The following is a 25,549-nucleotide window of genomic DNA, read 5'->3' on the forward strand; positions in this document are numbered from 1 at the left end:
TTATATATGGTTTTTTTATCTTTTAAGGAGGTTTTATGACTATGAAAGAAATGTACGATGTTTTGATAATAGGTGCTGGAGTGGTTGGATGTTCAATTGCGAGAGAACTTTCAAAATACAAATTAAAAATATTAGTTGTAGAAAAAGGTGAAGATGTGGCTTCGGAAGGAGCTTCTAAAGCTAATAGTGCAATACTACATGCGGGTTATGACCCTGTACCTGGTACTTTAAAAGCTATGCTGAATGTCAGAGGAAATGAAATGTACGATGAGTTGTGTAAAGATTTGGATGTTCCAATAAAGAGAACAGGTTCTTTAGTTGTGGCTTTTTCTGAAGAAGAGGTAAAAGAGCTCTATGAATTGTTTGATAGAGGAATAAAAAATGGTGTCAAAGGGTTGTCTCTCATTACAAAAGATATGGTCAAAGAGATAGAACCACACATAAATGACACTGTAGTTGCTGCTTTGTATGCCAAAACAGCAGGAATAATATGTCCTTATGGATATACTATTGCAGTGGCAGAAAATGCTGCACAAAATGGAGCAGAATTTGTTTTTAATTCAGAAGTAATTGATATCAAAAAAAATGGGGACTTCTTTATAGTAAAAACTCACAAAGAAGAATTTTACAGTAAATATGTTGTCAATGCTGCAGGACTTTATTCAGATGTCATAAATAACATGGTAGGGGCGAAGCCATTTTCTGTGCATCCTAGAAAAGGAGAATATTTGATATTAGATAAAGACCAAGGATATCTTGCAAGGACAGTAATATTCCAGGTTCCAACTAAAATGGGTAAAGGAATACTAGTTTCTCCTACAGTTGATGGAAATCTATTGATAGGACCTACTTCAGAAGACATACAAGATAAAGAATTTAAAGCAACTACCAGAGAAGGGCTCAATAAAGCAATTACAGTTGCAAAAAGAAGTGTGGATAAATTTGATGTCAGAAAGACTATCACTCAGTTTACAGGACTTAGAGCGACTCCTGATACAGAAGACAAAGACTTTATAATTGGAGAATCTGATGTGAAAGGATTTATAAATGCTGCTGGAATAGAATCTCCTGGTTTTACTGCAGCTCCTGCTATCGCTGAAATGATAAGGGATATACTTAAAGATGCTGGACTTCAGTTGATTGAAAAAGTAGATTTTAACCCAAAAAGAAAACCAGTCATAAGATTTACTGAACTTTCAGACGAGGAAAGAAACAAGCTTATAAAAGAAAATCCTGCTTATGGAAGAATAATATGCAGATGTGAGACAGTGACGGAAGGAGAGATAATAGATGCGATAAGAAGACCTGTAGGTGCAAAATCTTTAGATGGTGTTAAAAGGCGTGTAAGAGCTGGAATGGGAAGATGCCAGGGAAGTTTTTGTGGGCCGAGAGTTGTTGAAATATTAGCAAGAGAACTTAATATTTCTCCTCTTGAGGTTACAAAGCATGGAAGAAATTCGAATATACTAACTGCAGAGACAAAAAAATTTTTATTAGAAAAAGCATCGGAGGTTTTAAAGAAAGAGGTGTATGAGAATGCTTAACTATGATATAGTCATAATAGGTGGCGGCCCTGCAGGCTTGGGTGCTGCTGTAGAAGCCTATGAAAAGGGTGTAAAAAATATAGTCATAATTGAAAGAGATAAATATCTTGGGGGTATTTTAGAGCAGTGCATACACAATGGATTTGGACTTCAGGAATTTAAAGAAGAATTGACAGGACCAGAATATGCACAAAGATTCATTGATAAAGTAGAAGAATATGACATAAATGTAATGTTGGAAACTATGGTTTTGGAAATAACTCCTGATAGAATTGTAAAAGCTGTTAATTCTAAGGAAGGTGTGTTCACAATAAAAGCTGGAGCTATAATTTTAGCTATGGGATGCAGGGAAAGGCCGAGAGGTGCTATTATGATACCTGGCACTCGCCCAGCAGGTATTCTCACAGCAGGTACTGCTCAGAGGTATGTAAATATGGAAGGATATCTTCCAGGGAAAGAAATAGTGATATTAGGTTCTGGTGATGTTGGGCTTATTATGGCGAGAAGGCTTACATTAGAAGGAGCAAAAGTCAAAGCAGTTGTAGAACTCATGCCTTACTCTAGTGGACTTACAAGAAACATCGTTCAGTGTTTAGAGGACTTTAATATTCCTCTTCTTTTAAGTCACACTGTCATTGAAATTCACGGCAAAGACAGGGTAGAAGGAGTTACAATTGCCAAAGTTGATGAAAATAGAGAGCCAATTATGGAGACTGCACAGTATATAAGTTGTGATACGTTAATACTTTCTGTTGGCTTGATTCCTGAAAATGAGCTCTCTCAAAAGGCCGGTATAGAGCTAGACCCTATAACAGGAGGACCTATTGTAAATGAAATGTTAGAAACAAGTGTTCCTGGAATTTTTGCTTGTGGCAATGTCCTTCAAGTTCACGACTTAGTTGACAATGTTACTGCAGAAGCGAGATTGGCAGCTAATTCAGCAATACGATTTATTCGAGAAGGTGAATTTGGAAAAAGCAATATTGCCGTAAAAGCTGGTAATGGCATACGTTATGTTGTTCCGCAAAAGATAAATGTAGATAACATAGAAAAAAGGATAAAATTCAGAATGAGACCTGTTAACGTTTATAACAATGCTATGTTAGCAGTAAAGTCAGGAGACAAATATTTACTAAGACAAAAAAGGCAGCGCTTAACCCCTGGTGAAATGATTGATGTAAATTTAAGTAAAGACATACTAAAAAATGCAAATCTTGAAGAAGGTATTGTCTTTTTAGTTGAGGAGGGATAAAATGGAACTAAAAGAAATTACATGCATAGTTTGCCCCTTGGGCTGCAGGATACAAGTTGAAATGGAAGGAGGGGAGATAAAAAGCGTAAAAGGATATTCTTGTTCTAGAGGATTAGAATATGCTAAAAATGAAGTTACTATGCCTAAAAGGACTATTACTACAAGTGTGAGAGCAATAGGGGGACATCTTCCACTCTTATCTGTTAGGACAAAAGAGCCTGTTCCAAAAGAAAAGATACAAGAAATAATGCTTGAATTGGCTAAGGTAGAGGTTAAAGCTCCTGTAAAAATAGGAGATGTAGTGGTGAAGAACATTTTAGGTACGGGGGTTGACATAATTGCTACAAGAAACCTCTATGTAAAATAAGTTTTTGCGTGGTGATAAAATGGAGGGAAGAAGGGAAATATTAAGAACTCCTGTGAGTATCCATTCTCAGATTGCTGCCCATATTGTTCAAAAGGTTAGTCACATAAGCAGACAAAACAATGTAAGCATATTTTTAAGGAAGATAAATGACAATAGGTTGATTCCTGCAAATAGTATGTTATCAATGGTGACTTTTTTTGCTTCTCGGGGAGAAGAAATAGAAGTAGTGGTAGAAGGAGCAAATGTGGACAATGCTATAAAAGAGTTTAAAGGCTTTTTTTACAACGAGTTAGGGAAAGAAAAGGAAGAAAAAACTACTTATGAACTTTTAAAAAATACCTCAATAGCCTATGAGAAAATATTTAATTCTATTGGCTCAGGACTTATAGTTACTGATGAAAATGGGGCAATAATGATTTTTAACAAAGCAGCTGAAAGTATTACAGGGATTAATATGGACCAGGCTATAGGGAAAAAAATACAAGAAGTGATGTCGGATATAAAAATTGCTGATGTGTTAAAAACTGGCAAAGAAGAGATGAATAAAAAACTAAAAATAGGCACAAATGTGGTGTTAACAAATATAACACCTATTTATACAGGTACAAAAATAGAAGGGGCGGTTATAGTATTTTATGACTTCCCTCAAATAGAATATTTGGAAAATGAGCTAAAAAGAGATAGAAAACTTGACAAAGCTTTTGACATAATAATAGGCAATAGCGGAAAATTAAAAGACGCTCTTACTATTGCTTCTAAAGCTGCAGAAACTGATTCAACAGTCCTCATAAGAGGGGAAAGCGGAACGGGGAAAGAGCTGGTGGCTAATGCGATACATTACGCCAGTAAGAGAAAGGATAAACCATTTATAAGGGTAAATTGTGCGGCTATTCCTGTGACTCTATTGGAGAGTGAACTTTTTGGGCATGAAAGAGGAGCTTTTACTGGAGCTGTAACTCAAAAGATAGGAAAATTCGAATTAGCAGATGGAGGAACGATATTTCTTGATGAAATAGGAGATATTCCACCTGAGATTCAGGTAAAGCTTTTGAGAGTGATTCAAGAAAAGGAATTTGAAAGAGTAGGGGGAATAAAAACTATAAAAGTAGATGTGAGGATAATCGCTGCGACAAATAAAGATTTAGAAAAAGCAATAAAAGAGGGGACTTTTAGAGAAGATTTATACTATAGATTAAACGTTATACCTGTGATTTTGCCTCCATTAAGGGAAAGAAGAGGAGATATTCCTCTACTTGTCGAACATTTTATAGAAAAGCTGAACAAAAAACTAAACAAAAATGTAAAAAAGGTTACGAAAAAAGCTATGCAAGCATTGATATATTATGATTGGCCTGGGAATATACGAGAATTAGAAAATATAATTGAAAGGTGTATAACATTAAGTGATACTGATTACATCGATTATGAAGATTTGCCCCAATATATTCGAAATGAAACTACTACTGTATCAGATGATGATATTATTTATCTTGGAGAAAATAGTGAGCTACTTACAATGGAGGAATATGAGTATAAAATAATAAAGGCTGCGATACAAAGATATAAAAGCTTTAATAAAGCAGGAAAAGTTTTAGGACTTACCCATAAAACTATTGCTGCAAAAGCAAGGAAATTTGGACTTGTTGATAGATAATACCAAAAGAAATAAATAGTTGATACTTTTTACCAAAATAGCCTTTGAAGGCTATTTCAGACTGTAGACAAACTTTCGTAAATAGGATATTTTGCATAAGGAACGACTTGTGACAAAGCGGCAACAAAACTTAACAAAACCGAGGGTGGAGGCAGGGCCGTAGCCACGGATGGCGGAGGCGGGCACTAAGACAAGGATGTCGAATGTGCCCGGTACCCTGCCGGAACCCGAAGGTCGAGTTTAGTTTTGTCGCTTTGGAACATCGGAGTGACGATGCAAAATATCCTATTTTAAAAATTTTTTACTTTTTTTAAAAATTTTTTACTTTGTCAACAAGCTATACCTGTTCGCTACAATTTATTTGGCACGTAAATTGCATTTAAAAACTAACAAAAGTAAATTAAGAGGAGGTAAATTATGAAAAAGTTGATTAATAATCCTAATGATGTCGTGAAAGAAATGATAGAAGGTTTGCTGGCTGCTCACCCATCTTACCTGAGAAAGCTTGACAACATAGATGTAATTGTCAGAAAAGATGCACCTGTAGAAGGAAAAGTTGGACTTGTAAGTGGTGGCGGCAGTGGCCATGAGCCTGCTCATGCAGGATATGTGGGCTATGGAATGTTAGATGCGGCTTGCCCTGGTGCTGTCTTTACTTCACCTACGCCTGACCAAGTTTATGAAGCGATTAAGGCGGTGGATGGAGGAAAAGGAGTATTATTGATTATTAAAAATTACACAGGTGACGTAATGAATTTTGAAATGGCTAGAGAAATGGCACAGATGGAGGGAATAGAAGTAGATGAAGTGATAGTAAACGATGATGTTGCAGTAGAAAATAGCACTTGGACGCAGGGAAGACGTGGCATTGCTGGAACTGTTTTTGTTCACAAAATTGCTGGTGCAAAGGCACAAGAAGGGGCTAGCTTACAAGAAGTAAAAAGAGTAGCTGAGAAAGTAATTGCAAATGTAAGGTCAATGGGAATGGCACTAACACCCTGTACTGTTCCAGCAGCAGGGAAACCCAGCTTTACTCTTGCAGAAGATGAGATGGAGATTGGTATAGGAATACATGGAGAGCCTGGAACTCACAGAGAAAAAATAAAACCTGCAGATGAAATAGTAGAACATTTAATGGAGAAAATAATAAATGACCTGCCTTATAAAGAAAATGACGAGGTTGCTGTTATGATAAACGGGCTTGGTGCAACTCCTTTAATGGAACTTTATGTTGCGAACAGGAAAGTAGCAGAAATCTTAGAGAGTAAGAAGATCAAAGTTTACAAAACATACGTAGGAGAATTTATGACCTCTCTTGAAATGAGTGGATTTTCTATAACATTATTAAAATTAGATGAAGAACTTAAAACATTGTTAGATGCAAAGGCTGATACACCTGCTTTCAAACAATTATAAATTTTTAGGAGGTAGAAGATGGTTATCACAAAAAATGATGTCCTAAAAATTGTGGACAAAATTGTAGAGGTTATAAAAGAAAATAAAGAGTACCTTACAGAGTTGGATGCTGCTATTGGTGATGCGGACCACGGAATAAATTTAGATAGAGGATTTGATGCCGTAAAGCAAAAATTGACCACATTGCCTGAAACTACTGATATAGGGACAATATTAAGAACTATAGGCATGACTCTTGTATCTACGGTGGGAGGAGCTTCTGGTCCTTTATATGGTACAGCTTTTATGAGGGCTGGACAAGTAGTTCAGGGTAAAAATGAACTTTCTGAAGAGGATATAGTTAAAATCTTTGAAGCTGCTTTAGATGGCATCAAACAAAGAGGAAAAGCCGAAGCAGGAGACAAGACTATGATAGATTCTATTGAACCTGCATATAAAGCTTTAAAAGAGAGTTTAGAGAACAACATTGCATTACCTGAAGCATTAAATAGAGCAGCTAATGCTGCAAAAGAGGGAATGGAATACACTAAGAATATTTCTGCAAGAAAAGGAAGAGCAAGTTACTTAGGAGAAAGAAGTATTGGACACTTAGATCCAGGGGCAACATCAGCATATTTGATGATAAAGTCTTTTTCTGATGTTGTCAATTTATCATGATGGTGGAGGAAAAAATGGTTGGAATAGTGTTAGTCTCTCACTCAAGAAAAATAGTAGAGGGGATTTATGAACTTGCAAGCCAAATGACAGGTGGAAAAGTTCCTATAGGGATAGCTGGCGGGACACAAGATGGCAGATTGGGAACAGATGCTACAGAGATAATGGAGGAAATTAAAAAAGTAGACGAGGGAGAAGGAGTAGTAGTTTTAGTTGATATTGGAGGTGCTGTAATGAGTGCGCAAATGGCGATAGAACTCCTGGGAGAGGAATATGAAGGTAAAGTAAAAATTGCTGATGCACCTTTAGTGGAGGGAGCAATTGCAGCTAGTGTAGAGGCTTCTATAGGTAGTGATTTTGATAAAGTTCTTTTAGTGGCAGAAGAAGCAAAAAAACTTAATAAATTTTAATATTTTTGAGTCTGGACAAAATCCAGACTTAGTTTTTGTGTAGAATTTTTACTCAAAAGGTATTAAAATAAAAACATAAGGAGGTGATGGAATACGTCATTTTTAAATATTTATGATGTATACGATAACAACCTAAAAGAATTTATAGAAAAGGAGGATTATATAAATGCTTATTGGTATGTTTTTCAGCAAAAAAGTTTGGTAAAGAAATTGGACAAAAAATTATATGAATATTTGCTGTTGTGGCAGATAATACTTGAAATTTATATAGGTATTCCTGAAGAGGCAAAAGAGCATTTTTTTGAGCTAAAAAGCGAATTAGAAATTGATGAACATAATTTAGCTTTGTTTATAAAAAGTGTGATTCTTTTAGATTTGGTAGAAGAATCTTTAAAAACAAAAAACCTTTTTGAAGCATTAATGAATTATAGTGGGGAAGACCAATGGATAAAATTTTATTTATTGTTACTTTCTTTTAAAAATAAAAGAAGGATTTTAGAAGTTTTGGAAGAATTACTTTATATGGAGAAAAAAGTAGAAGATAAATTGTTACTGCCTAAAATATATGGGCTTATAGCTGAAATATACGAAGAAATTGGTGAAATAAAAGGGCACCAATTCTTAGATAAAGCTTATAAATTAAATCCTCAAGATTTATATATATTGCGGCTAAAATTAAAATATGGCCTTATTAGTGAAGAAGAAAAACAAAATCTTAAACTTTATCGTTTGTTTCCAGAAGATTCGAAATTAATAAATGAGTATTACCATAAAACCAGAAAAAATTTTAACTCCATCCATAACTTTAAATTTTTTTGTTGGGGAGGGGATAATATTGGTGCTAGCTCTTATTTGGTATCCTATGAGGGAATAAATATTTTACTAGATGCGGGAGCTTTGATTAAGGATAAAACCTTATATTACAATTCTATAAAAAATTTACCTATAGATATTAAAGATATTGATTTGGTAATTATTACTCATGTTCATTTAGACCATTCTGGGGGAATTGTAGAATTATTAAGAAAAGGTTTAAACTCTCCGATTATAATATCAAGACCTACTAAAGAAATTTTGAAGCAAATATTTTTGCGGGGACATACAAAATTGGAGGTAAAAATAGAAGAAGAAATTATAAATTTTGACAGTCAGATTATAAGTTTTGATACAGAAGAAGAAAGTAGTTTTAGAATAAAAAATAAAGAAGTAAAACTTAAGTTATTTCCTGCGGGGCATATTTTAGGGGCTGTAGCTGTGTATCTTGAGATTGACGGGATAAAAATTTTTTATACAGGTGATTTTACATTAAAAGATGTGGAAAGCAATAAAGGACTTAGATTTCTTCCCGATTTAAAAGTAGATATTTTAATAACTGAAGCTACTTATGGTTACGGCAATAACTTTGGTGTCCAAAATAAGTATTTACAGGATAAATTGATACTTAAGTCGATAGAAAAACTATTAAAAGATGAAGAGAGAATACTTTTACCTGTATATGCTATTGGTAAAGGGCAAGACCTATTATTATTTTTTAGAAAAACTTTTTCATATATTCCTTTTAATGTGTATGTAGATGGAGATATAGCATATTTTAGTAAATTATATGAAAATTTTGCTGGGCCCATATATGGAAATGGAATACTAAATGTGGCTGGAAATACTTTATACACTGATAGAAAAGATTTTATAAAAAAGGAAATAGCCCTAGGCAATTGCGTGATTCTCGCCAGTTCAAATGACTTAAAAGAGGGAAGTGCATCTTTTATATATGCTTTTGAAATAAAAAATTTTTCAAAGGGCTGTATTATGAATCTCGATACTAATAATAGAGAAATTGAAGGTTTAAAAAATTATCAAATTGGAATGTTAAATCATGCAAATATGGTAGACCTATTAGAAACAGTTATAAAGATGGCTCCATCTGCTGTTTTTGTAATTCACAGGGGATACGAAAGTAAGAGTGAAATAAATATAGAAACAATTTTAAAAAGAATTGAAGGAATAAAAGTTTTTGCACCAAAAGAAGGAGAAATAATAGAACTTCAATAGGGGGGAGTTTATGAAAAGATATGTAGGAATAGATTTAGGTACTACGAATACGGTTGCATCAGTTTTGGAAATATCTCAAGAAGGGGAATTACTGCCTCGGGTCATAGATATTGGACAGTTTAATGAAGACTATGAATATATTTATGATAAAATATTGCCTTCTTGTTTATATGTAGATAAAAGTGGAAATCAGTATGTGGGTAGAATAGCACAGTCTATGAAAGTTAAGGAACCGGAGAGAGTTATTTATAACAGTAAAAATTATATAGGAACGTCAGGTTATTTTTGGGAAATTGATAGAAAACTTTTTTCACCAGAAGAAGTGGCAGCTTTAATATTAAAGGAAGCTAAACAGAGCTTGGAGAGAGAAATTGGTGAAGAAGTAGTAAATGCAGTTATAACTGTGCCAGCATCTTTTAATCACGACCAAATTCGAGCAACAAAAAAAGCTGCAAAAATGGCAGGATTTGATGAACAAAATACTTATTTTATTTCTGAGCCTACAGCAGCACTTCTTGATTTTATAAATACTGAGAAGAAATTGCCACAAAACAAAAGACATTTAGATTTTTCGCGGCCGAGAAAAATGTTGGTGTTCGATTTAGGAGGAGGAACTTGTGATGTCTCGATATTAGAAGTACAAATAACGGATAAGGACTTCATTGTAGAAGAAATAGCCATTTCTTCTCATACTCTAGTAGGAGGAATAAATTTTGATTTAATAATGGGCAGTATTTATCTTTTAGAAAAATGTTCGAAGGAAATGGGGGATTTATTTGATAGTGAAAATGAAAAAAGGCATGTATATAATAGATTGGTTTGCGAGATGGAAAAGGCAAGAAAATTTTTTAGTATTTCAGTGGGAGAAGAAGTAATATATGAAAATATTGTAGAAAATTTTATAAAAGGGAAACCTTATAAGTTTAAAATATCTAATAAGGAATATGAGGAGTGCATAAGACCTCTATTGGTTAAAGAAGGAAACATGGGATATAATGTCGTAGACCCTATTTTAGATACTTTGGAAAAAGCGGGGCTTATGATTCAAGATATAGATGATGTACTTTTGACAGGAGGTATGAGCAATTATAAGCCTGTGCGAAATGTCATAGAGAAATTATTTGTGAAAAAAGCTTTAATAAGTTTACACCCTATGTTTTCGGTTGCGCGGGGAGCAGCAATTTACCACTATTTAAGCGAAAAACTGAATAAAGGAAATAACAATATCAAAATTGAGCCTGTTCTGGCTTCCAACATATACATTGATATAAAGAATGGGTTACCTTTTTTGATTGTTTCACAAGGTACAAAAGCACCTTATGAAAGAGAGTATGACAAGATTTTAAGAGTAACTAATGCTACGGGGATGCGCTTGGATGTATTTTCAGGGAAAAATTTATGGGATCCAAAGATGAAGCGTTTAAAAAGTGTCCAATTAAATTTTTCAAAGTTAATAAAACCCGGCACGCCTATTTCTCTAAAAATAAATTTTGATAAAAATAGGATTTTGACTTTGAGCGCATGGGTAGTAGCTTCTACAGAGCAAAGAGTCCAAGTGGCTATTGGCGAGGAGAGTGAAAAGTATGAGCATTGACTGGAAGGAGTTGCTTTTGGAGAATAAAGATTTTTTTATAAATGTTTCTAAAGAGGTGATGGATGAAGGAATGGAATATTTGGGAGCAAAAAGGCTGAAAGATAAAGATAAAAACTTTAAAAGAGAACTATTTAAATATTATATTAGCGAAACTAATGCAAAACTTGTTGGAGAAAAAATTCAATTGCTATCTACTCTTAACCAATCTGCCCTAACTTCTTTAGAAAAAGACATTGTTGAATTAGGGAGAAATATTTTATCAGAAGGGCAAAATCCAATTGAGATGATAGTATATAGTACAAAGGCTTTGGATTTAAGACAAGAAGAAGTTTTTAAAAGAATGGTAAGAATTCTCAAAAATATATCAAATAACAGCTTAGAGGCCCGCGATGCTCTTATCACTATTTTGCAAGAATGGGAATGGGAAGAACAAATTAAACTTGTCATTCAAACGCTTAGAGAAATAAAAGAAATAAGGGCTTATGAGCAATTAATTACACTTTTAGAAAATGATAATTTAAAGGAAATAGCAGCAGAAACTCTTATAGAATTGGGAGAGAAAAAATGCATTCCTCATATATTGAATATGGTTAATTCTCTTAATGGATTTAATAGCAGAGAAAGAAATTTTGCTTTTAGAATTTTAACAAAGCTTATTGTGCTAGGAGATGAGGCAGTAAAGCAGATAATAGAAAAATATTTGGACAATGAAAATAGCAGCTTGAATATTGTATATTCTAATGTTATAGCGAATCTAAAGGAAAAGGCAGTTGAAAATATTGCAGAGCTGCTATATGAGGAGAGATATAGTCAAAAAGCTGCGATAACATTAGGGAAAATGAGGACGAGCATTGCTACAGAGTATTTACTTAAGGCTTATTATGATCCTAGCATAGAAAACAAAATGAATATAGTAATTGGGTTAGGGTATACGAAAGATGAAAGATGTGCAAATGTAATGTTGGAAATTTTGAAAGAAGAAAATCAATCGTTAGAGTTAAAGGCTTGTGCCATTACTTCTTTAGCAAATTTGCAAATATTAGAAGCAAAACCTATGATAAAACAGTTTTTAGAAAATAATTATTTGGCTATTAATGCTTATTCGGCTTTGGTTCAGTTGGGAGAGATAAAATATCTAAGTAATTTATTCTATTATATTGTAAAACCAGGTTTTTCTGTAGAGGAATTATTAAATGCAATAAAAGAAATTAAAAGATTGAAGGGGCTTAGGAACAGTGACATAAATAGGCAAATTGCGGAAGGGATAAAGTATATTATTAAAAATGATGATGGTTATGCTTGTATAAACGCTTTAAAAATAATAGAAACAAATCTCGACGAGGAAATAGCACAAGAATTAATACAAAAATTAAAAAACACTGCAAAGGAAGAAATACAGTATTTGATTTATAAAATTTTAGGCAAAAATGCGAAAGGATTAAAAAATATAATTGATGAAAAAATATTTAGGGATGCAATGGAAAGCAATAGTGCTAGGATTAGGTATTTAGCACAAAAAATCATTGAAGAGAACTATAAAAAAACAGACAAGCTCATTAGAATGTGAGAAGGTGAAAATATGTTGGAATTTAAAAATGTGACAGAAAAGAAGTATATAGATATTTTTTTATCTACTCTCCCCTATGATGTGCTTATAAAACCTTTCAAAAAAAATACTAATTTACAAAAAAAGTTGGCCGGTTTTCGATTAATAGAAAGTGCTTCTCCACCTAAAAAGATAATTCCAATTCTCAGAGAAGAGATTTTGAAAGGGAATATAGAGGAAGAAATGTTTATAAAAGAATGGGAAAAAATTTATGCAGATTTGGTAAGGCAGATACAGCCTTTGACTCTTGAAAAAATAGAGGAGAAAGTACCAGAGCTTTTGAGTTTATATAAGCCAGAAGTTATTTTTTCCGCACTTCTATTTTCCAAAGGAGAGAGTTATAAAAAAATATTACAGGACTTATCAAATTTAATTGAAGGAGAAAAAGAAAAAATAGAAAAAAATATTGATGGGCAAGAGGGTAGTGATAAACCAGTAAAAATCAACAAAAAACTATTGAAAGAGATTGAAAAATTACAGGAAAAATTGATTCTGCAGGAAAAAAAGAATATAATGGAGATAGAAAGGCTTACTGAAAAAATAAAAGAGCAAGAAGGGGAAATTTTAAGCTATAAAAATAAAATTTCACAGTTAGAAAAGGAAAAAGAAACATTAGAGGAGAGAATAGAAAAAATTGGATTAGAGTTTGAAAAAAGAATGAACAAGATTATTGAAAATGCTTCATCAAAAGAAAGACAAGCCGAAAATTTAAAAATCTCCGTGAATAGATTGCTAGTAGAAATCCAACAGCAAAAGATAGATTTTAACAATGTTTTGCTTGAAATAAAAGAAATTTTGACTAATATAGAAGAGAAAACAAATTTTTTGCTTGCCAACACTGTAGCTCAACTGGCTGTAACTAAGGAAGAACAAGAGTATTCTTTAGTAGAAGACCTGTCGCGAATGTTAAAGATAATTGACTGAGAGGTGTAACAATGCAACAAGATGAAGTAAGAGAATTGCGGGAACAACTAAATAAAATTCCGAAGACACCAAATGAGATTTCTTTGTTGTTAAAAAGAATAATAAAAAAACAAAAAGAAATAGTACAAATAATTAGCATTTTGGAGCTTTTTAATGAGACGGTGTATTTATACCATGTACTATTTAGGAAAAAAAATGTGGCAAATGCTTTGGCGTATTTGGATAAAGAAACACAAAACATTTTGGAGGTTGTTAAGAATATAGCAAATAATACAAAATATTTCAGCCTTATGGAAGAAAAAATGAAAGAAAATGTAGAAAAGACGATTAGAAAATATAAAGAGTATTTTGAAAATGCTATAGATGTTTTGTATGGGTATTATGTAGAATCGAGATATGTTAACGAAGTGGTAAGTGATAGAATAAGAGATTTCTTTTCTGAAGAATTGATAGATGAGGAAGAATTTTACGAAAGTGTTATTAATTTTATAAATGAGGTTGAAGAGGAAAAAGAAGAAAGGATAAAAGAAATAATATCCAGTATTCCTTTTGCTATGTCTAAAAAACGCTTTTATGAATATTTAACAAAGGGATTGGAGAAGGATTATCCAAATTATGAAGCTTTTTTGGAAAATGTAATAGATATAGAGGAAAATTTTTATGGAAAATTAATAGAAGGCTACGGCGAATTTTTCCCTCTTATTGCTAAGAAAATTGAGTACTTACAGTCACTGGATTTTAAAGAAATGACTCGGGAAGAAGTAGACGCGTACTTTAAAAAAAGTATAGAGTTAATAAAAAGTATTCAAAGTCTAAGAGAGGTTTCTTTTTCTGTTTTAAAAATTATAAATAGATTATTGATAGTATTTTTGCCAGAAAATAAATTTGAAACTTTATTTAAAAAAGAGCCTTTTATTGTGGAGTATATGGATTTTTACAGCAAATTGAATAAAGATTCTTTAGATTACAAAGAAATAGAAAAAAACATCAAAAAATGTGATAATGTAATTTCTAATTGGTATTTTGAATTGTATAGGTATAATCTACTATTGGGAGAAATTGATTATTCTGGTTTAGATATTATGGAAATTATAAATGAGGGTATATTAGGAGACATTGAAACGCTTTCAGAGTACGAAAACTTGTTAAATGATACGAGTGAAGTAGTACTCGAGGGTGGTCAAATAGACGAAGAACCTATAGATATGGCTCTGATAAAAGGCGAAATAAAAAATGTCATTTCTTTAATTGAAGATATTTCAAGAAACATGAAAAATGAGTATAGAAAAGCGAGAATGAAAAGACTTATGGGAATTATTCCTGTACCTCAGAATTTTGAAAAAGAAGTCTTGCATTATATAAAAAACTCCATTGAGCTTGACAATTCACAGAGTAGAAAGTTATCTTTTATGCATACAGTAAAGAAAAAAATAGAACTTTACAAGGATTTAAAAAACCAAAAAAATTTTTATGAAGCTATAATAAAAGGTGCAAAGGATGTTATTTAAAATGGTGAGGAAAACTATTGATGCCCTCCTTATTGGCGGGATGATGATTTCACTGCTTTTGGCTGTTTTGCTTAGTAGTTTGCAATATGTGGCTTTTAACCGTAATTTTTATAAAGAGGAATATGAAAAAAATAATGTAATGTCAGTAACTGGCATGAGTATTGATGAACTTATGAAAGTAACCCAGATAATGCAGAAGTATTTAATGGATAAAGAAGAAACTTTAGATGTAATGGCAAAAATTAATGGCAGTATGCAGAGAATGTTTAATGATAGAGAATTAGCTCATATGAAAGATGTAAAAGATTTGTTTCAAATGGGTTTTTTAACAAGAAATATATCAATAATAGTTTTTATACTCATTTTTACATACTTTCTTTTTGAAAAATCCTTTTATAAAGCCTTTGATTATCTTCTAAAAGGTACAATATTTATAATAATTCTACTGTTGGTTTTTGCGCTGGCGGTGACTTTGAATTTTGATAATTGGTTTACTGGTTTTCACCTTGTATTTTTTGACAATGATTTATGGCTATTAAACGTTGAAACAGATAGACTTATACAAATGTTTCCTTTAGAATTTTTTCAAGATGCTGTGTTTGTAATTTTCAGAAATACTTTCTTTACTTTTATAGTTATACTTGCTATAGTATATGGAGTAGTGAAAATGACAAAAAAGCCTGTTTTTAAATAGGCTTTTTTGTCATACGCATAAGGTATTTTCTTCTTCCCATAATGTTTCTAATTCTTCTTTTGTAATTGATTCTTTTTCTAAAAGCTTTTCGGCTATTGCAATAACTTTATGTTTATTTTCCAGCAATATTTTTTTGGCAAGTATATAACAGCTATTTATAATTTTGTCAATTTCTTTATCGACAATTTCTGTGGATTTTAACATGTGTAAGTCAAAAACCCTGTTTCCCAATTCACTCATTCCATAATTGCAAACCATCTGATAGGCAATTTTTGTAGCTTCTTTTAAGTCATTTTCGGCTCCTGTTGAAATTTCATTGAATATTATTTCCTCAGAAGCTCTACCCCCTAAAAGCATGGTTATTTTATTTTTCAACTCTGTTTTTGTTAGTAAAAAGGCATCTTCTTTTGGAAAGTTTAATACATATCCTAATGCTTCACCTCGAGGAACGATTGAAATTTTTTCTATAGTATTTACGTTTAAAATTTTTCCAATAAGAGCGTGACCTGCTTCGTGGTATGCAGCAATATTTCGTTCTTTTTCTAATACAGAAGGATTTTTCTTTTTAAGACCTGCGATTACGCGCTCTAATGCTTCTTCAAACTCTTCCTTTCCAATTTTACTTTTGTTTTTCATTACAGCCAGTATTGCTGCTTCGTTGCACATAGCAGCCAGATGTGCCCCTGTCATACCGTGAGTTTTTCGAGCTAATTCACTTAAAGATACACTTTCGTCAAGGGGTTTATTGCGAGTATGTACCTTTAATATTTCCAACCTTGCTTTCATATTAGGTGCTCCAATGTGTATGGTTCTATCAAATCTTCCAGGCCTTAATAAGGCTTCGTCTAACATGTCAATTCTATTAGTTGCTCCTATGACTATAATCCCTTCGTTGCTATTAAAACCATCCATTTCTACTAACAGTTGATTTAAAGTTTGATCTTTTTCTGAATTGTTATCGGTGTTTCTCTTTGTTCCCACAGCATCTATCTCATCTATAAATATAATACTGGGAGCGCTTTTTTTTGCTTTTGCGAAAAGAGCTCTTATGCGACTTGCACCTACTCCTACATATTTCTCTACAAATTCTGAACCGGAAGCACTGATAAAAGTAGAATTGGTTTCACCAGCTAATGCCGTAGCCAAAAGAGTTTTTCCTGTGCCTGGTGGTCCGTAAAATAATATACCCTTAGGAATTTTTGCACCCATTTTGTTGTACTTTTCTGTATTTGTCATAAAGTCGATTATAACTTTTAATTCATCGATTACTTCATCTAATCCTGCCACATCCTTAAAAGTGATATTGGTTTTTCGATGACTGGTATCTTCCTTTGTCTCAGTGATATTGTTGTAGTTTACAGGCATGAGCTCCGAAAATTTATTTTTAAATAGTAGGTAGGTTACAACAATTACTGCTGCTGTCAAGATAAAAGAAAGGTTGAGATTTAGATTTGGTTTTACTTCTGAGATAAAAATGTAAATAAAAAGTAAATTTATAAAGATAGAAAGCGCCAAAATAATAATATGCAAATTCTTTTTCATAATTTCTCGCCCCCACTTTTATTCTGAATGTAGTTTTTGCTTATTAATGCAATTTATTCGTTAATTGAAAGAGTATAAAAAATGATTTTGAAGGTAAAAATGTAAAATAAATGAACGATTTTAGGAGGTTAGATATGAAAGGTTACATGGGGATAGACGTAGGTTCTGTTAGTACTAATATTGCAGTAATTGATGAGAATAATAGAGTAATAGATTCTGTTTACATAAGGACACAGGGTCAACCTATTAAAGCAGTTCAAAATGCTCTTCGTGAGATAAAAAATAAAATAGGAGATATGGTTATTAAAGGAGTAGGCACCACAGGGAGTGCAAGGCAATTGACTGGCTTAATGGTGGGGGCAGACATTGTCAAAAATGAAATTACTGCTCATGCCGTGGCAGCTTCCAATGTAATAAAGGATGTCAGAACGGTAATTGAAATAGGGGGACAAGACTCGAAGATCATAATTTTAAGAGATGGGGTAGTAGTAGATTTTGCAATGAATACAGTCTGTGCAGCAGGTACCGGTTCTTTTCTTGACCAGCAAGCATACCGGTTAAATATTCCCATCGAACAGTTTGGAGACATAGCTTTGCAATCTAAAAGTCCTGTCAGAATTGCGGGTAGATGTAGTGTTTTTGCAGAATCTGACATGATTCATAAGCAGCAGATGGGATATGCTCTTCCAGACATAATAAGTGGCTTGTGTGATGCACTTGTTAGAAATTATCTAAATAATGTAGGGAAGGGAAAAGAAATAAAAGAGCCAATAGTGTTTCAAGGTGGTGTTGCTGCTAATAAAGGAATAAAGGCAGCCTTTGAAAAGGCATTAGGAATGAAAGTATATGTGCCTGAACATTACGGTGTAATGGGAGCCATCGGGGCAGCAATATTGGCAAAAGAAGCAGTGAAAGAAAAAGGATATACTTCCTTTAAAGGCTTTGAAGTAAGTGACTTTAAATATAGAGCGGTAGGTTTTGAGTGTACTGCTTGCCCAAATCGATGCGAAGTCGTAGAATTCATACAAGGAGATGAGGTAATTTCAAGATGGGGAGATAAGTGTGGCAGGTGGTCTAACAGTACTAGTAAGAAAGTCCATGCAAATACAGCTAGTTAATTAATGGGAGGCAATATAAGCCTCCCAATTTTAAACCTTATTTTTTTATATATGTCCATTTCCAATCATTATCCACGCCAACTGCATGCCTTACAATTCCTTTTACGTAATCCTGCTGTTAAAAATGTTAATCTATATTAAACTTACTAAAAACTCTTCCGAAATAATATGTAAAATTGTATAATAAAATTATAAAGTAATAATTTCGGAGGTTAAAGGATGGATAACCGTGATATTATTTTTGCTCTTGACATTGGGACAAGGGTAGTTGTAGGGATAGTTGGAATTGAAAATAATGGGAAATTCCAAGTGCTTGCTGTTGAACAGATGGAACATGAAAGTAGGGCAATGTTTGATGGGCAAGTTCATGATATAGATAAAGTTGCTAATGTTGTTGAAAAAATAAAGAGAAGGCTTGAAGATTCTTTAAATATAAAATTGACGGAAGTGTGTATTGCGGCGGCGGGAAGGTCTTTAAAAACTCAATTTGCGAGAGCGGAAAAAAATATTGATGAAGAGCACGAAATAACAGTAGAAGACATAAACAATCTCGAATTGGAAGCCCTTGAGATTGCACAAAATTCCATCATTTCTCAATCAGGAGTTACAAGATATCATACCGTCGGTTATACAGTATCCAATTATTACTTAAATAGTTTTCCTATTACCAATTTAAAAGGACATAAAGGCCGTGAAATAGCAGTAGAAATTTTAGCTACTTTTCTTCCTTACGATGTAGTAGAGGGACTCTATGCTGCAGTAAAAAAAGCTGGGTTGGAAGTTTCATATATCACTTTAGAGCCTATAGCAGCAATAAATGTGGCAATTCCACCTGAAATTCGGATGTTGAATATAGCTCTTGTAGATATAGGAGCAGGTACTTCTGACATTGCTATATCAAAAGAAGGAAATATAATAGCATATTCTATGGTGCCTTATGCCGGCGATGAAATTACCGAATCAATTGCTACCCATTTCCTCACCGATTTTAATACTGCCGAAAAAATAAAAAAAAGCACAAAAAAAGAAATAAAATTTAAAGACGTGTTAAATATAGAGCACAAAATAACAAAAGAAGAAGTAATGGAAATTATAGCGCCACAAGTTAAAGTTTTAGCGCAAAAGATATGCGAGGAAATTATAAAATATAATGGTAAAAGCCCTTCTGCAGTATTTTTAGTGGGTGGCAGTAGTAATCTTCCTAATTTGCCTGAAGAAATAGCCTCTATATTGAATTTACCTATAAATAGAGTATCTGTGCGAGATATAAAATCAGTAGAAATTTTAGATTACAAAGGGAAGACGTTAAAAGGCCCTGAAAGCATAACTCCAATAGGAATAGCTTACTCTGCAATGATAAATAAGAAAAAGGACTTTATAAAAGTTTCTATTGATAATAAAACAATAAAGATTTTTAACGTAAAAAATCCCACGGTAATGGATGCTTTAGTTGCTATAAACTATGACTCTAAAAATTTAATTGTGCAAAATGGTGAAGATTTAGTTATCAAGCTTAACGGCCAAAAAGTTGTTATTAAAGGTGAAGAAGGAACACCTCCCAAAATATATGTAAATGGTTCATTAGCAAATTTAAAGACTCATATAAACGATGGGGACAAAATAACAATTGTAAAAGGTCAAAAAGGGCAAGATGCTACAATAACCGCTGATGAACTACTAAAGCAGCAAAAGGGGAAATTAATTTTTGTAAATGATTCCAAAGTGGACAAAAATTATGTTATAAAAAATGGGGATGAGATAGTTATAAAAGAAGATTTAACAAGTTTTGTTGTTACAGTAAATGGGAAAGAAGTAGAGTTAAAGGGGAAAGAAGAGTATCTCTTTGTAGACGTATTTAATTTTATAGATTTGAAACTGGATAATAACAAGGTGCCAGAAATGAAACTTAATGGAAGGCGTGCCTCCTATACAGATATATTAAAGCCAGGAGATAATATTGAAATTGAAATATAAAAGTAGGTGAAGTCTCCGCTTTTAAAAGGGTGGAGACTTTATAAAGTTGTGGAATTTTGACATTGCTGATATAATTAAGGGAGAGGTGAAAAGAGAATGGATATATTTATTGAAAAATTGGTCAAAAAACAAAAAACTTCGAAGGATAATCTATTTAGTATTGGTGTTGTGGTGGCTACATTAATTATTGTGTTTGGCGTGATACCTTTAATACCAATAGTTAAAAATTTCTTAATTTTCTTTTTGTTTTTGTTTGGCTATTTAGCGCATTACTTAATAAGGTCGAGAAACATTGAGTTTGAGTATTCGCTTACAAACAGTGAATTGGATGTAGATAAAATAATTGACCAAAAAAGAAGGAAACATGTTATAAGCGTTGACTGCAGAGATTTTGAAATCATGGCAAGAGTTAACAGTGACAGATTCACACAAGATATAAAAACTATTAAAAATCGAATTGAAGCGGTAAGTTCTATGTCTTCTCCTGATGTATATTTTGCAGTTTTTGAAAATGGGGGAGTAAAAACTTTGCTATTTTTTGAGCCAAATGAAAAAATGTTGGAAGCGATAGCAAGGTATATACCAAGGAAGCTTTTTAGATAATATTGAGAGGTTTGGGATATGAAAGGAGAATTAGAATTTCTAGATATTAGTAAGAAAACAGGATTGTCTGTCACACTATTGAAAGAAATAATAAAGGTGATATCAAAATATACAAGTGTTGAAAAAGCAGTTATTTTTGGTTCCAGAGGTCGGGGAGACTTTAAAAAAACGTCGGATATTGATATTTGTATTTTTGGAGATGAAGTAACACATACAGAGATAAATCTTTTAGAATTTGATTTAAGAGAATTAAATACTCCTCTTGACTTTGATGTAGTAAGTTTTAAAAGTATTACGAAAGAGGAATTAAAAGAAAACATATTGAAGGATGGAGTAGAGGTATATGATAGAAAAAAGATTACTTCAGAGATTTGAAGATTTTAAAAATGCTTTTATGCGTTTAAAAGAAGCCTTTGATATCGAGATAGAGAATGAGATAATTATTGATGGGATAATACAAAGATTTGAATTTACTTTTGAATTAGCGTGGAAACTTATGAAAGATTATCTTGCTTATGAAGGGATTGAAGTAAACAGTCCGAGAAGTGTTATCAGGGCAGCTTATGAAAATCATTTAATAGATGATGGAGAAGCTTGGATAGATATGTTAATGGATAGAAATAAAACTTCACATATTTACGATAAAAAATTATCTTTAGAGATTTATAACAATATAAAGGATAAGCATTTAAAATATCTTGAAGATTTAAAAAGAAAATTGGAAATGATCATTGAGAGAGAAAATAAGTAAGATTCCTTTATCTTAATTTATGCTGCTATAAGGGGATTATTTGAAAATAGAAAGAAATAACTAATAAATTATAAGGAGTTGATGAAATGATTAAAGCAGTTATTTTTGACATGGACGGTGTAATTATTGACAGTGAGCCAATACACATTAAATTAGAAGAGGAATTATTCAAAAGTTTAGGAGTAGAGATAAGTGAAGACGAACATTTGACATTTGTGGGGACTTCTTCTTATTATATGTGGAGGAAGGTTAAAGAAAAATTTAATCTTTCTCAAAGCGTAGAAGAGCTTGTAGAAATAGATAGAAAAAGGTATTTAGAACATGTCTTGAAAACAGGCGAAATAATTCCTATAGAAGGTATAACAGAGACGGTAAAAAAGCTTTTTGAGAAAGAGTATAGATTAGCTGTTGCTTCTTCCTCTCCTATAGATGTGATAGAATTAGTTGTGAAAAAGTTGGGAATTGATAACTGTTTTGAGGTGCTTGTATCTGGAGACTATGTAAAAAATAGCAAACCAGCCCCAGATATATTTTTATATGCAGCAGACAAATTAAAAGTAAAACCTCATGAGTGTGTTGTAATTGAGGATTCATACAATGGAGTTCATGGTGCTAAAAAAGCAGGGATGAAAGTGATAGGTTTTAAAAATCCTAATTCCGGAAATCAGGACTTATCAGAAGCTGATTTTATTATAGATTCTTTGGGAGAAGAATTATTAGAAATTATAGATGAATTAAACAATGCGGAAGATGTTGTTAAAAACTAATAAAAATAAATGGTGCGCCTGACAGGAATTGAACCTGCGACCTCTCGGTCCGGAGCCGAACGCTCTATCCGCTGAGCTACAGGCGCACACTTTACACATAAAAGTTTACTATGAAAAAACTAACCTGTCAAATGGATTTGATATTTATTAAACGTAGTGGTAAAATAATATTTGGAAACAATAAACAAAAGGAGGAGTGACAGATGCAGAGCGTTAGTATCGAAGCTATAAAAAGAGATACTGGTAAAAATGCAGCTCGCCGTTTGAAAAATCAAGGCTATATTCCTGCTATTTTATATGGCAAGGGTATGGCGGAGAGCATTCCTTTGGCAGTTGAATATAACAAGCTTCAAAGGTTGCTACAAAAACATGGAAGGAATGTCCTCCTCAATGTGATTGTGGATGGTTCTACTCATAATGCGGTTATTAAAGAGATTCAAGAAGATACTTTGAAAGGGAAAATAATTCATGTTGATTTCCAAAGAGTGTCAATGTATGAAGAAATTGAAGCTACTGTTCCATTGAAATTTGAGGGAACAGGCCTTATTGAAAGTAGAGGTGGAATTGTACAGCATCAACTTTGGGAGTTGACAGTGGAAAGCTTACCCGACAAAATTCCTCAAGAAATTGTTGTGGATTTAAGCAATTTAGAGATTGGAGATACACTTTTTGTAAAAGATATACAAGTTCCTGAGGGAGTAAAAGTTGTAGATGACCCCGATGAGATTGTAGTTTCTGTATTGGCACCTAGAGAAAGTGAAGAAGAGGCAGAAGAAGAGGCTACTGAAACAGCGAAAGAAAGTGAATAATAAAAAAAGAGAGGTTATACCTCTCTTTTTTTAATAATTAGCTATTTTTCTTTTTTCATTGGTTAGCCTTTCTGGGATTATATCATTTCGGATTAAGTCTTCATAAGTTTCTCGCGCAACAATTATATCAGCCTGACCATTAGATACGAGTACTGCAGCAGGACGAGGTAACCTGTTATAATTGCTGGCCATCGAATAATTGTAAGCACCTGTACAGGTTACAGCTAGTATATCTCCTTCTTCAATTTTAGGTAGAGTAATGTCCCAAATTAGCATATCACCTGATTCGCAAAGCTTTCCTGCTATTGAAACTTTTTCTGATTTTATATTCTTAGCTTTATTAGCTACAATAGCATCATATTTTGCTCCATATAAAGCGGTACGTATATTATCAGACATTCCTCCATCTACCGCTACGTATTTTCTGACACCTGGTATGTCTTTAATTGCTCCTACTGTGTAAAGAGTAGTTCCGGCATTTCCTATTATAGAACGACCTGGCTCTACAATTATGTTTGGCATTTTTATATTTAAAGCAACGGAGTATTCTTTTACTGCTTGCATTATTTCTTGAGCTATTTGTTCGATTGGCTGGGGATCGTCCTCTTCTACATATGCTATTCCAAAACCTCCACCTAAATCTAGTTCCCCTACTTCCCAACCTAAAAATTCTTTTACTAATTTTAAGAAATTCATCATAATTTCTATTTCAGCTTTATAAGATTCTGCATCAAAAATCTGAGAACCGATATGAGAATGTAGACCTACTAGATTTACATTTTCCAAAGTTAAAGCATATTCTATGGCTCTCATTGCGTCTCCATTAAAAAGAGGGAAGCCAAATTTTGAATCCATTTGTCCTGTTTTTACATATTGGTGAGTATGAGCTTCTACACCAGGAGATACTCTTATATAAATATTAGGAACTTTATTCATCTTTTTTGCCAAGTCATTTAACATATTTAGTTCATACCAATTATCTACAATGATTCTCCCAATATTATTTTCTAATGCCATTATAAGTTCTTCTTTTGATTTATTGTTGCCGTGAAAGTATATTTTTTCAGCAGGGAATCCTGCTTTTAACGCAGTATATAGTTCTCCACCAGAAACGACATCAAGACCCAAGTTTTCTTCTTCAATTATTTTGCATATTGCCATTGTCATGAAAGCTTTGCTGGCATAAATCACTTCATTTCCTGGATAATCTTTTTTAAAGCCATTATAAAATGCTCTACAATTTTGCCGCAATAACTCTTCGTCTATTACATAAAGCGGTGTACCAAACTTTTTTGCAAGAGTTACAGTATCGCAACCACCTATTTCCAAATGACCCTTTGAATTTATCTTCATTGTCCCATGCAACATTCTATCAACCTCATTTACTTTAATAATTTAAATTATGAAACTAAATAACAAAATAAAATACAGCTAAGTATTACCTCAGCTGTCTAGTTTGCACATAGACATGGTAATACCTCCTTCCCCCTATAGCGAGATAGCTCTTCACTGAAGGCTCGGGAAACCTCCAGTGACAGTCCTATACCTATTCGGCATAGGCCCAGCTGCGTAAACTTTAAGGAATTTACGCGCTTCGGCGAGCATCCCTTTCATATACCTTCATCGGCCCTTAAATACCTCTGGTATACTACTCTTGATAACCCGCGCCTCTACCTCACCTTCCAAGAAGATGAGGTATTGTTATTCAATTTTTTTATTATAATATCATTTATGAAAACACCTGTCAATAGATTTTCGAAAAATTCTTATTAGAAATTAAAAAATGGATAAACTAAATGAGAGGTGTTTATAAATGCCATGGATAATAACTTTCATAGTTTCATGGATTATATTCTTTTTGTTAGTTGATTGGAGGTATATAAAATATACTGTATGGGGAGGACTATTAGCTTTAAGCTTTCAACTTGTTGTAGATGAAATTGCAATTGGTCTTAATCTTTATGATTTTTCTAATGTTGTTATTAGGATCTTTGATTCAAGTTTATTTTTTACTTTAGGTGCGCCTTTTTGCATAGGGGTATTGTATGCACAAACATATCCTAAAAATAATATTTTGCGCCTTATAGATGTGATCATTTCAACCGCATTATTTTTTATAATGGAATATTTATTAGTGCATATAGGGGCACTAAAGTATTTTCACTGGCACTATTTATATAGTCTAATTATAGACGTGGCAGCACTTTTGGCCTTAGGAAATCTCATCACTATTTTTAAATTGTCCCCCTGGATGAGGAGGGAAAAATAGTGAAACTATATGTTTTTTTGAGTTTGATTGTTATTGATGGGGTA

At 32.9% G+C, this 25,549-nt stretch carries 23 protein-coding genes, 1 tRNA gene and 1 riboswitch; of the genes, 21 read left to right on the forward strand and 3 right to left on the reverse strand.

Going from position 1 to position 25,549, the window contains the following annotated elements:
* Positions 1–41: 41 nt before the first annotated feature.
* From TETH514_RS05205 to TETH514_RS05265, 13 genes are all read left to right on the forward strand, one after another.
* Positions 42–1,544 carry an NAD(P)/FAD-dependent oxidoreductase gene (locus TETH514_RS05205; RefSeq protein ID WP_003866563.1) on the forward strand — a complete coding sequence of 501 codons (1,503 nt, stop codon included), beginning with the start codon at positions 42–44 and terminating at the stop codon, positions 1,542–1,544.
* Positions 1,537–2,796 carry an NAD(P)/FAD-dependent oxidoreductase gene (locus TETH514_RS05210; RefSeq protein ID WP_003866564.1) on the forward strand — a complete coding sequence of 420 codons (1,260 nt, stop codon included), beginning with the start codon at positions 1,537–1,539 and terminating at the stop codon, positions 2,794–2,796. The genes TETH514_RS05205 and TETH514_RS05210 overlap by 8 nt, the downstream gene beginning before the upstream one ends.
* Before the next feature lies 1 nt (position 2,797).
* Positions 2,798–3,163, forward strand: a complete 366-nt coding sequence (locus TETH514_RS05215) for a DUF1667 domain-containing protein (RefSeq protein WP_003866565.1) — start codon at positions 2,798–2,800, stop codon at positions 3,161–3,163.
* Between the two features lie 19 nt (positions 3,164–3,182).
* Complete coding sequence (locus TETH514_RS05220) at positions 3,183–4,817, forward strand: sigma 54-interacting transcriptional regulator (RefSeq protein WP_003866566.1); 1,635 nt, start codon at positions 3,183–3,185, stop codon at positions 4,815–4,817.
* A gap of 417 nt (positions 4,818–5,234) precedes the next feature.
* Complete coding sequence (gene dhaK / locus TETH514_RS05225) at positions 5,235–6,233, forward strand: dihydroxyacetone kinase subunit DhaK (RefSeq protein WP_003866567.1); 999 nt, start codon at positions 5,235–5,237, stop codon at positions 6,231–6,233.
* A gap of 18 nt (positions 6,234–6,251) precedes the next feature.
* On the forward strand, positions 6,252–6,890 hold the full coding sequence (gene dhaL, locus TETH514_RS05230; RefSeq protein WP_009052781.1) for a dihydroxyacetone kinase subunit DhaL: 639 nt from the start codon (positions 6,252–6,254) through the stop codon (positions 6,888–6,890).
* A gap of 14 nt (positions 6,891–6,904) precedes the next feature.
* Complete coding sequence (gene dhaM / locus TETH514_RS05235) at positions 6,905–7,297, forward strand: dihydroxyacetone kinase phosphoryl donor subunit DhaM (RefSeq protein ID WP_009052780.1); 393 nt, start codon at positions 6,905–6,907, stop codon at positions 7,295–7,297.
* A gap of 198 nt (positions 7,298–7,495) precedes the next feature.
* The gene (locus TETH514_RS05240) at positions 7,496–9,346 is read left to right on the forward strand and encodes an MBL fold metallo-hydrolase (protein ID WP_003866570.1); all 1,851 of its coding nucleotides are present in this window, start codon (positions 7,496–7,498) and stop codon (positions 9,344–9,346) included.
* Positions 9,347–9,356: 10 nt separating this feature from the next.
* Positions 9,357–10,940, forward strand: coding sequence for an Hsp70 family protein (locus TETH514_RS05245; protein ID WP_009052779.1), 1,584 nt, complete (start codon positions 9,357–9,359; stop codon positions 10,938–10,940).
* Complete coding sequence (locus TETH514_RS05250; protein ID WP_009052778.1) at positions 10,930–12,507, forward strand: HEAT repeat domain-containing protein; 1,578 nt, start codon at positions 10,930–10,932, stop codon at positions 12,505–12,507. The genes TETH514_RS05245 and TETH514_RS05250 overlap by 11 nt, the downstream gene beginning before the upstream one ends.
* Before the next feature lie 12 nt (positions 12,508–12,519).
* On the forward strand, positions 12,520–13,470 hold the full coding sequence (locus TETH514_RS05255) for a hypothetical protein (protein WP_009052777.1): 951 nt from the start codon (positions 12,520–12,522) through the stop codon (positions 13,468–13,470).
* An 11-nt stretch (positions 13,471–13,481) separates the two neighbouring features.
* Entirely contained in the window at positions 13,482–14,978 is a 1,497-nt protein-coding gene (locus tag TETH514_RS05260; RefSeq protein WP_009052776.1) for a hypothetical protein, read from the forward strand.
* Positions 14,968–15,672 (forward strand): TIGR01906 family membrane protein, encoded by a 705-nt coding sequence (locus TETH514_RS05265; protein WP_012268651.1) that lies wholly within the window; start codon positions 14,968–14,970, stop codon positions 15,670–15,672. Before TETH514_RS05260 ends, TETH514_RS05265 begins: the two co-directional genes overlap by 11 nt.
* A 9-nt stretch (positions 15,673–15,681) precedes the next feature.
* Here the strand turns inward: TETH514_RS05265 and TETH514_RS05270 are convergent, their stop codons facing one another.
* Positions 15,682–17,214 (reverse strand): ATP-dependent metallopeptidase FtsH/Yme1/Tma family protein, encoded by a 1,533-nt coding sequence (locus TETH514_RS05270; protein ID WP_009052774.1) that lies wholly within the window; start codon positions 17,212–17,214, stop codon positions 15,682–15,684.
* A gap of 134 nt (positions 17,215–17,348) precedes the next feature.
* On the opposite strand from TETH514_RS05270, the gene TETH514_RS05275 reads away from it, so the two are divergent.
* From TETH514_RS05275 to TETH514_RS05300, 6 genes are all read left to right on the forward strand, one after another.
* Positions 17,349–18,332 carry an acyl-CoA dehydratase activase gene (locus tag TETH514_RS05275; protein ID WP_003866578.1) on the forward strand — a complete coding sequence of 328 codons (984 nt, stop codon included), beginning with the start codon at positions 17,349–17,351 and terminating at the stop codon, positions 18,330–18,332.
* Positions 18,333–18,551: 219 nt separating this feature from the next.
* Positions 18,552–20,306, forward strand: coding sequence for a cell division protein FtsA (locus TETH514_RS05280; protein WP_009052773.1), 1,755 nt, complete (start codon positions 18,552–18,554; stop codon positions 20,304–20,306).
* Positions 20,307–20,402: 96 nt separating this feature from the next.
* The gene (locus tag TETH514_RS05285) at positions 20,403–20,909 is read left to right on the forward strand and encodes a hypothetical protein (RefSeq protein ID WP_003866581.1); all 507 of its coding nucleotides are present in this window, start codon (positions 20,403–20,405) and stop codon (positions 20,907–20,909) included.
* Between the two features lie 18 nt (positions 20,910–20,927).
* Positions 20,928–21,284 carry a nucleotidyltransferase domain-containing protein gene (locus tag TETH514_RS05290; protein ID WP_003866582.1) on the forward strand — a complete coding sequence of 119 codons (357 nt, stop codon included), beginning with the start codon at positions 20,928–20,930 and terminating at the stop codon, positions 21,282–21,284.
* On the forward strand, positions 21,253–21,660 hold the full coding sequence (locus tag TETH514_RS05295; protein ID WP_003866583.1) for a nucleotidyltransferase substrate binding protein: 408 nt from the start codon (positions 21,253–21,255) through the stop codon (positions 21,658–21,660). The genes TETH514_RS05290 and TETH514_RS05295 overlap by 32 nt, the downstream gene beginning before the upstream one ends.
* A gap of 86 nt (positions 21,661–21,746) precedes the next feature.
* A complete protein-coding gene (locus TETH514_RS05300) occupies positions 21,747–22,427 on the forward strand; it encodes an HAD family phosphatase (RefSeq protein ID WP_009052772.1) in 681 nt (226 codons plus the stop codon).
* A gap of 10 nt (positions 22,428–22,437) precedes the next feature.
* Here the strand turns inward: TETH514_RS05300 and TETH514_RS05305 are convergent.
* Positions 22,438–22,513 (reverse strand) — tRNA-Arg (locus TETH514_RS05305).
* A gap of 117 nt (positions 22,514–22,630) precedes the next feature.
* On the opposite strand from TETH514_RS05305, the gene TETH514_RS05310 reads away from it, so the two are divergent.
* Positions 22,631–23,236, forward strand: a complete 606-nt coding sequence (locus TETH514_RS05310; RefSeq protein ID WP_003866585.1) for a 50S ribosomal protein L25/general stress protein Ctc — start codon at positions 22,631–22,633, stop codon at positions 23,234–23,236.
* 30 nt (positions 23,237–23,266) lie between these two features.
* Here the strand turns inward: TETH514_RS05310 and lysA are convergent, their stop codons facing one another.
* The gene (gene lysA, locus TETH514_RS05315; protein WP_003866586.1) at positions 23,267–24,604 is read right to left on the reverse strand and encodes a diaminopimelate decarboxylase; all 1,338 of its coding nucleotides are present in this window, start codon (positions 24,602–24,604) and stop codon (positions 23,267–23,269) included.
* A gap of 123 nt (positions 24,605–24,727) precedes the next feature.
* Positions 24,728–24,917, reverse strand: a riboswitch (Lysine riboswitch).
* A 132-nt stretch (positions 24,918–25,049) separates the two neighbouring features.
* Between lysA and TETH514_RS05320 the strand changes: the two genes are divergently transcribed.
* Positions 25,050–25,505: a hypothetical protein gene (locus tag TETH514_RS05320; protein ID WP_009052771.1), complete on the forward strand. Its 456-nt coding sequence runs from the start codon at positions 25,050–25,052 to the stop codon at positions 25,503–25,505.
* Positions 25,506–25,549 lie beyond the last annotated feature (44 nt).

Source organism: Thermoanaerobacter sp. X514, assembly GCF_000019065.1.
GTDB lineage: Bacteria > Bacillota > Thermoanaerobacteria > Thermoanaerobacterales > Thermoanaerobacteraceae > Thermoanaerobacter > Thermoanaerobacter pseudethanolicus.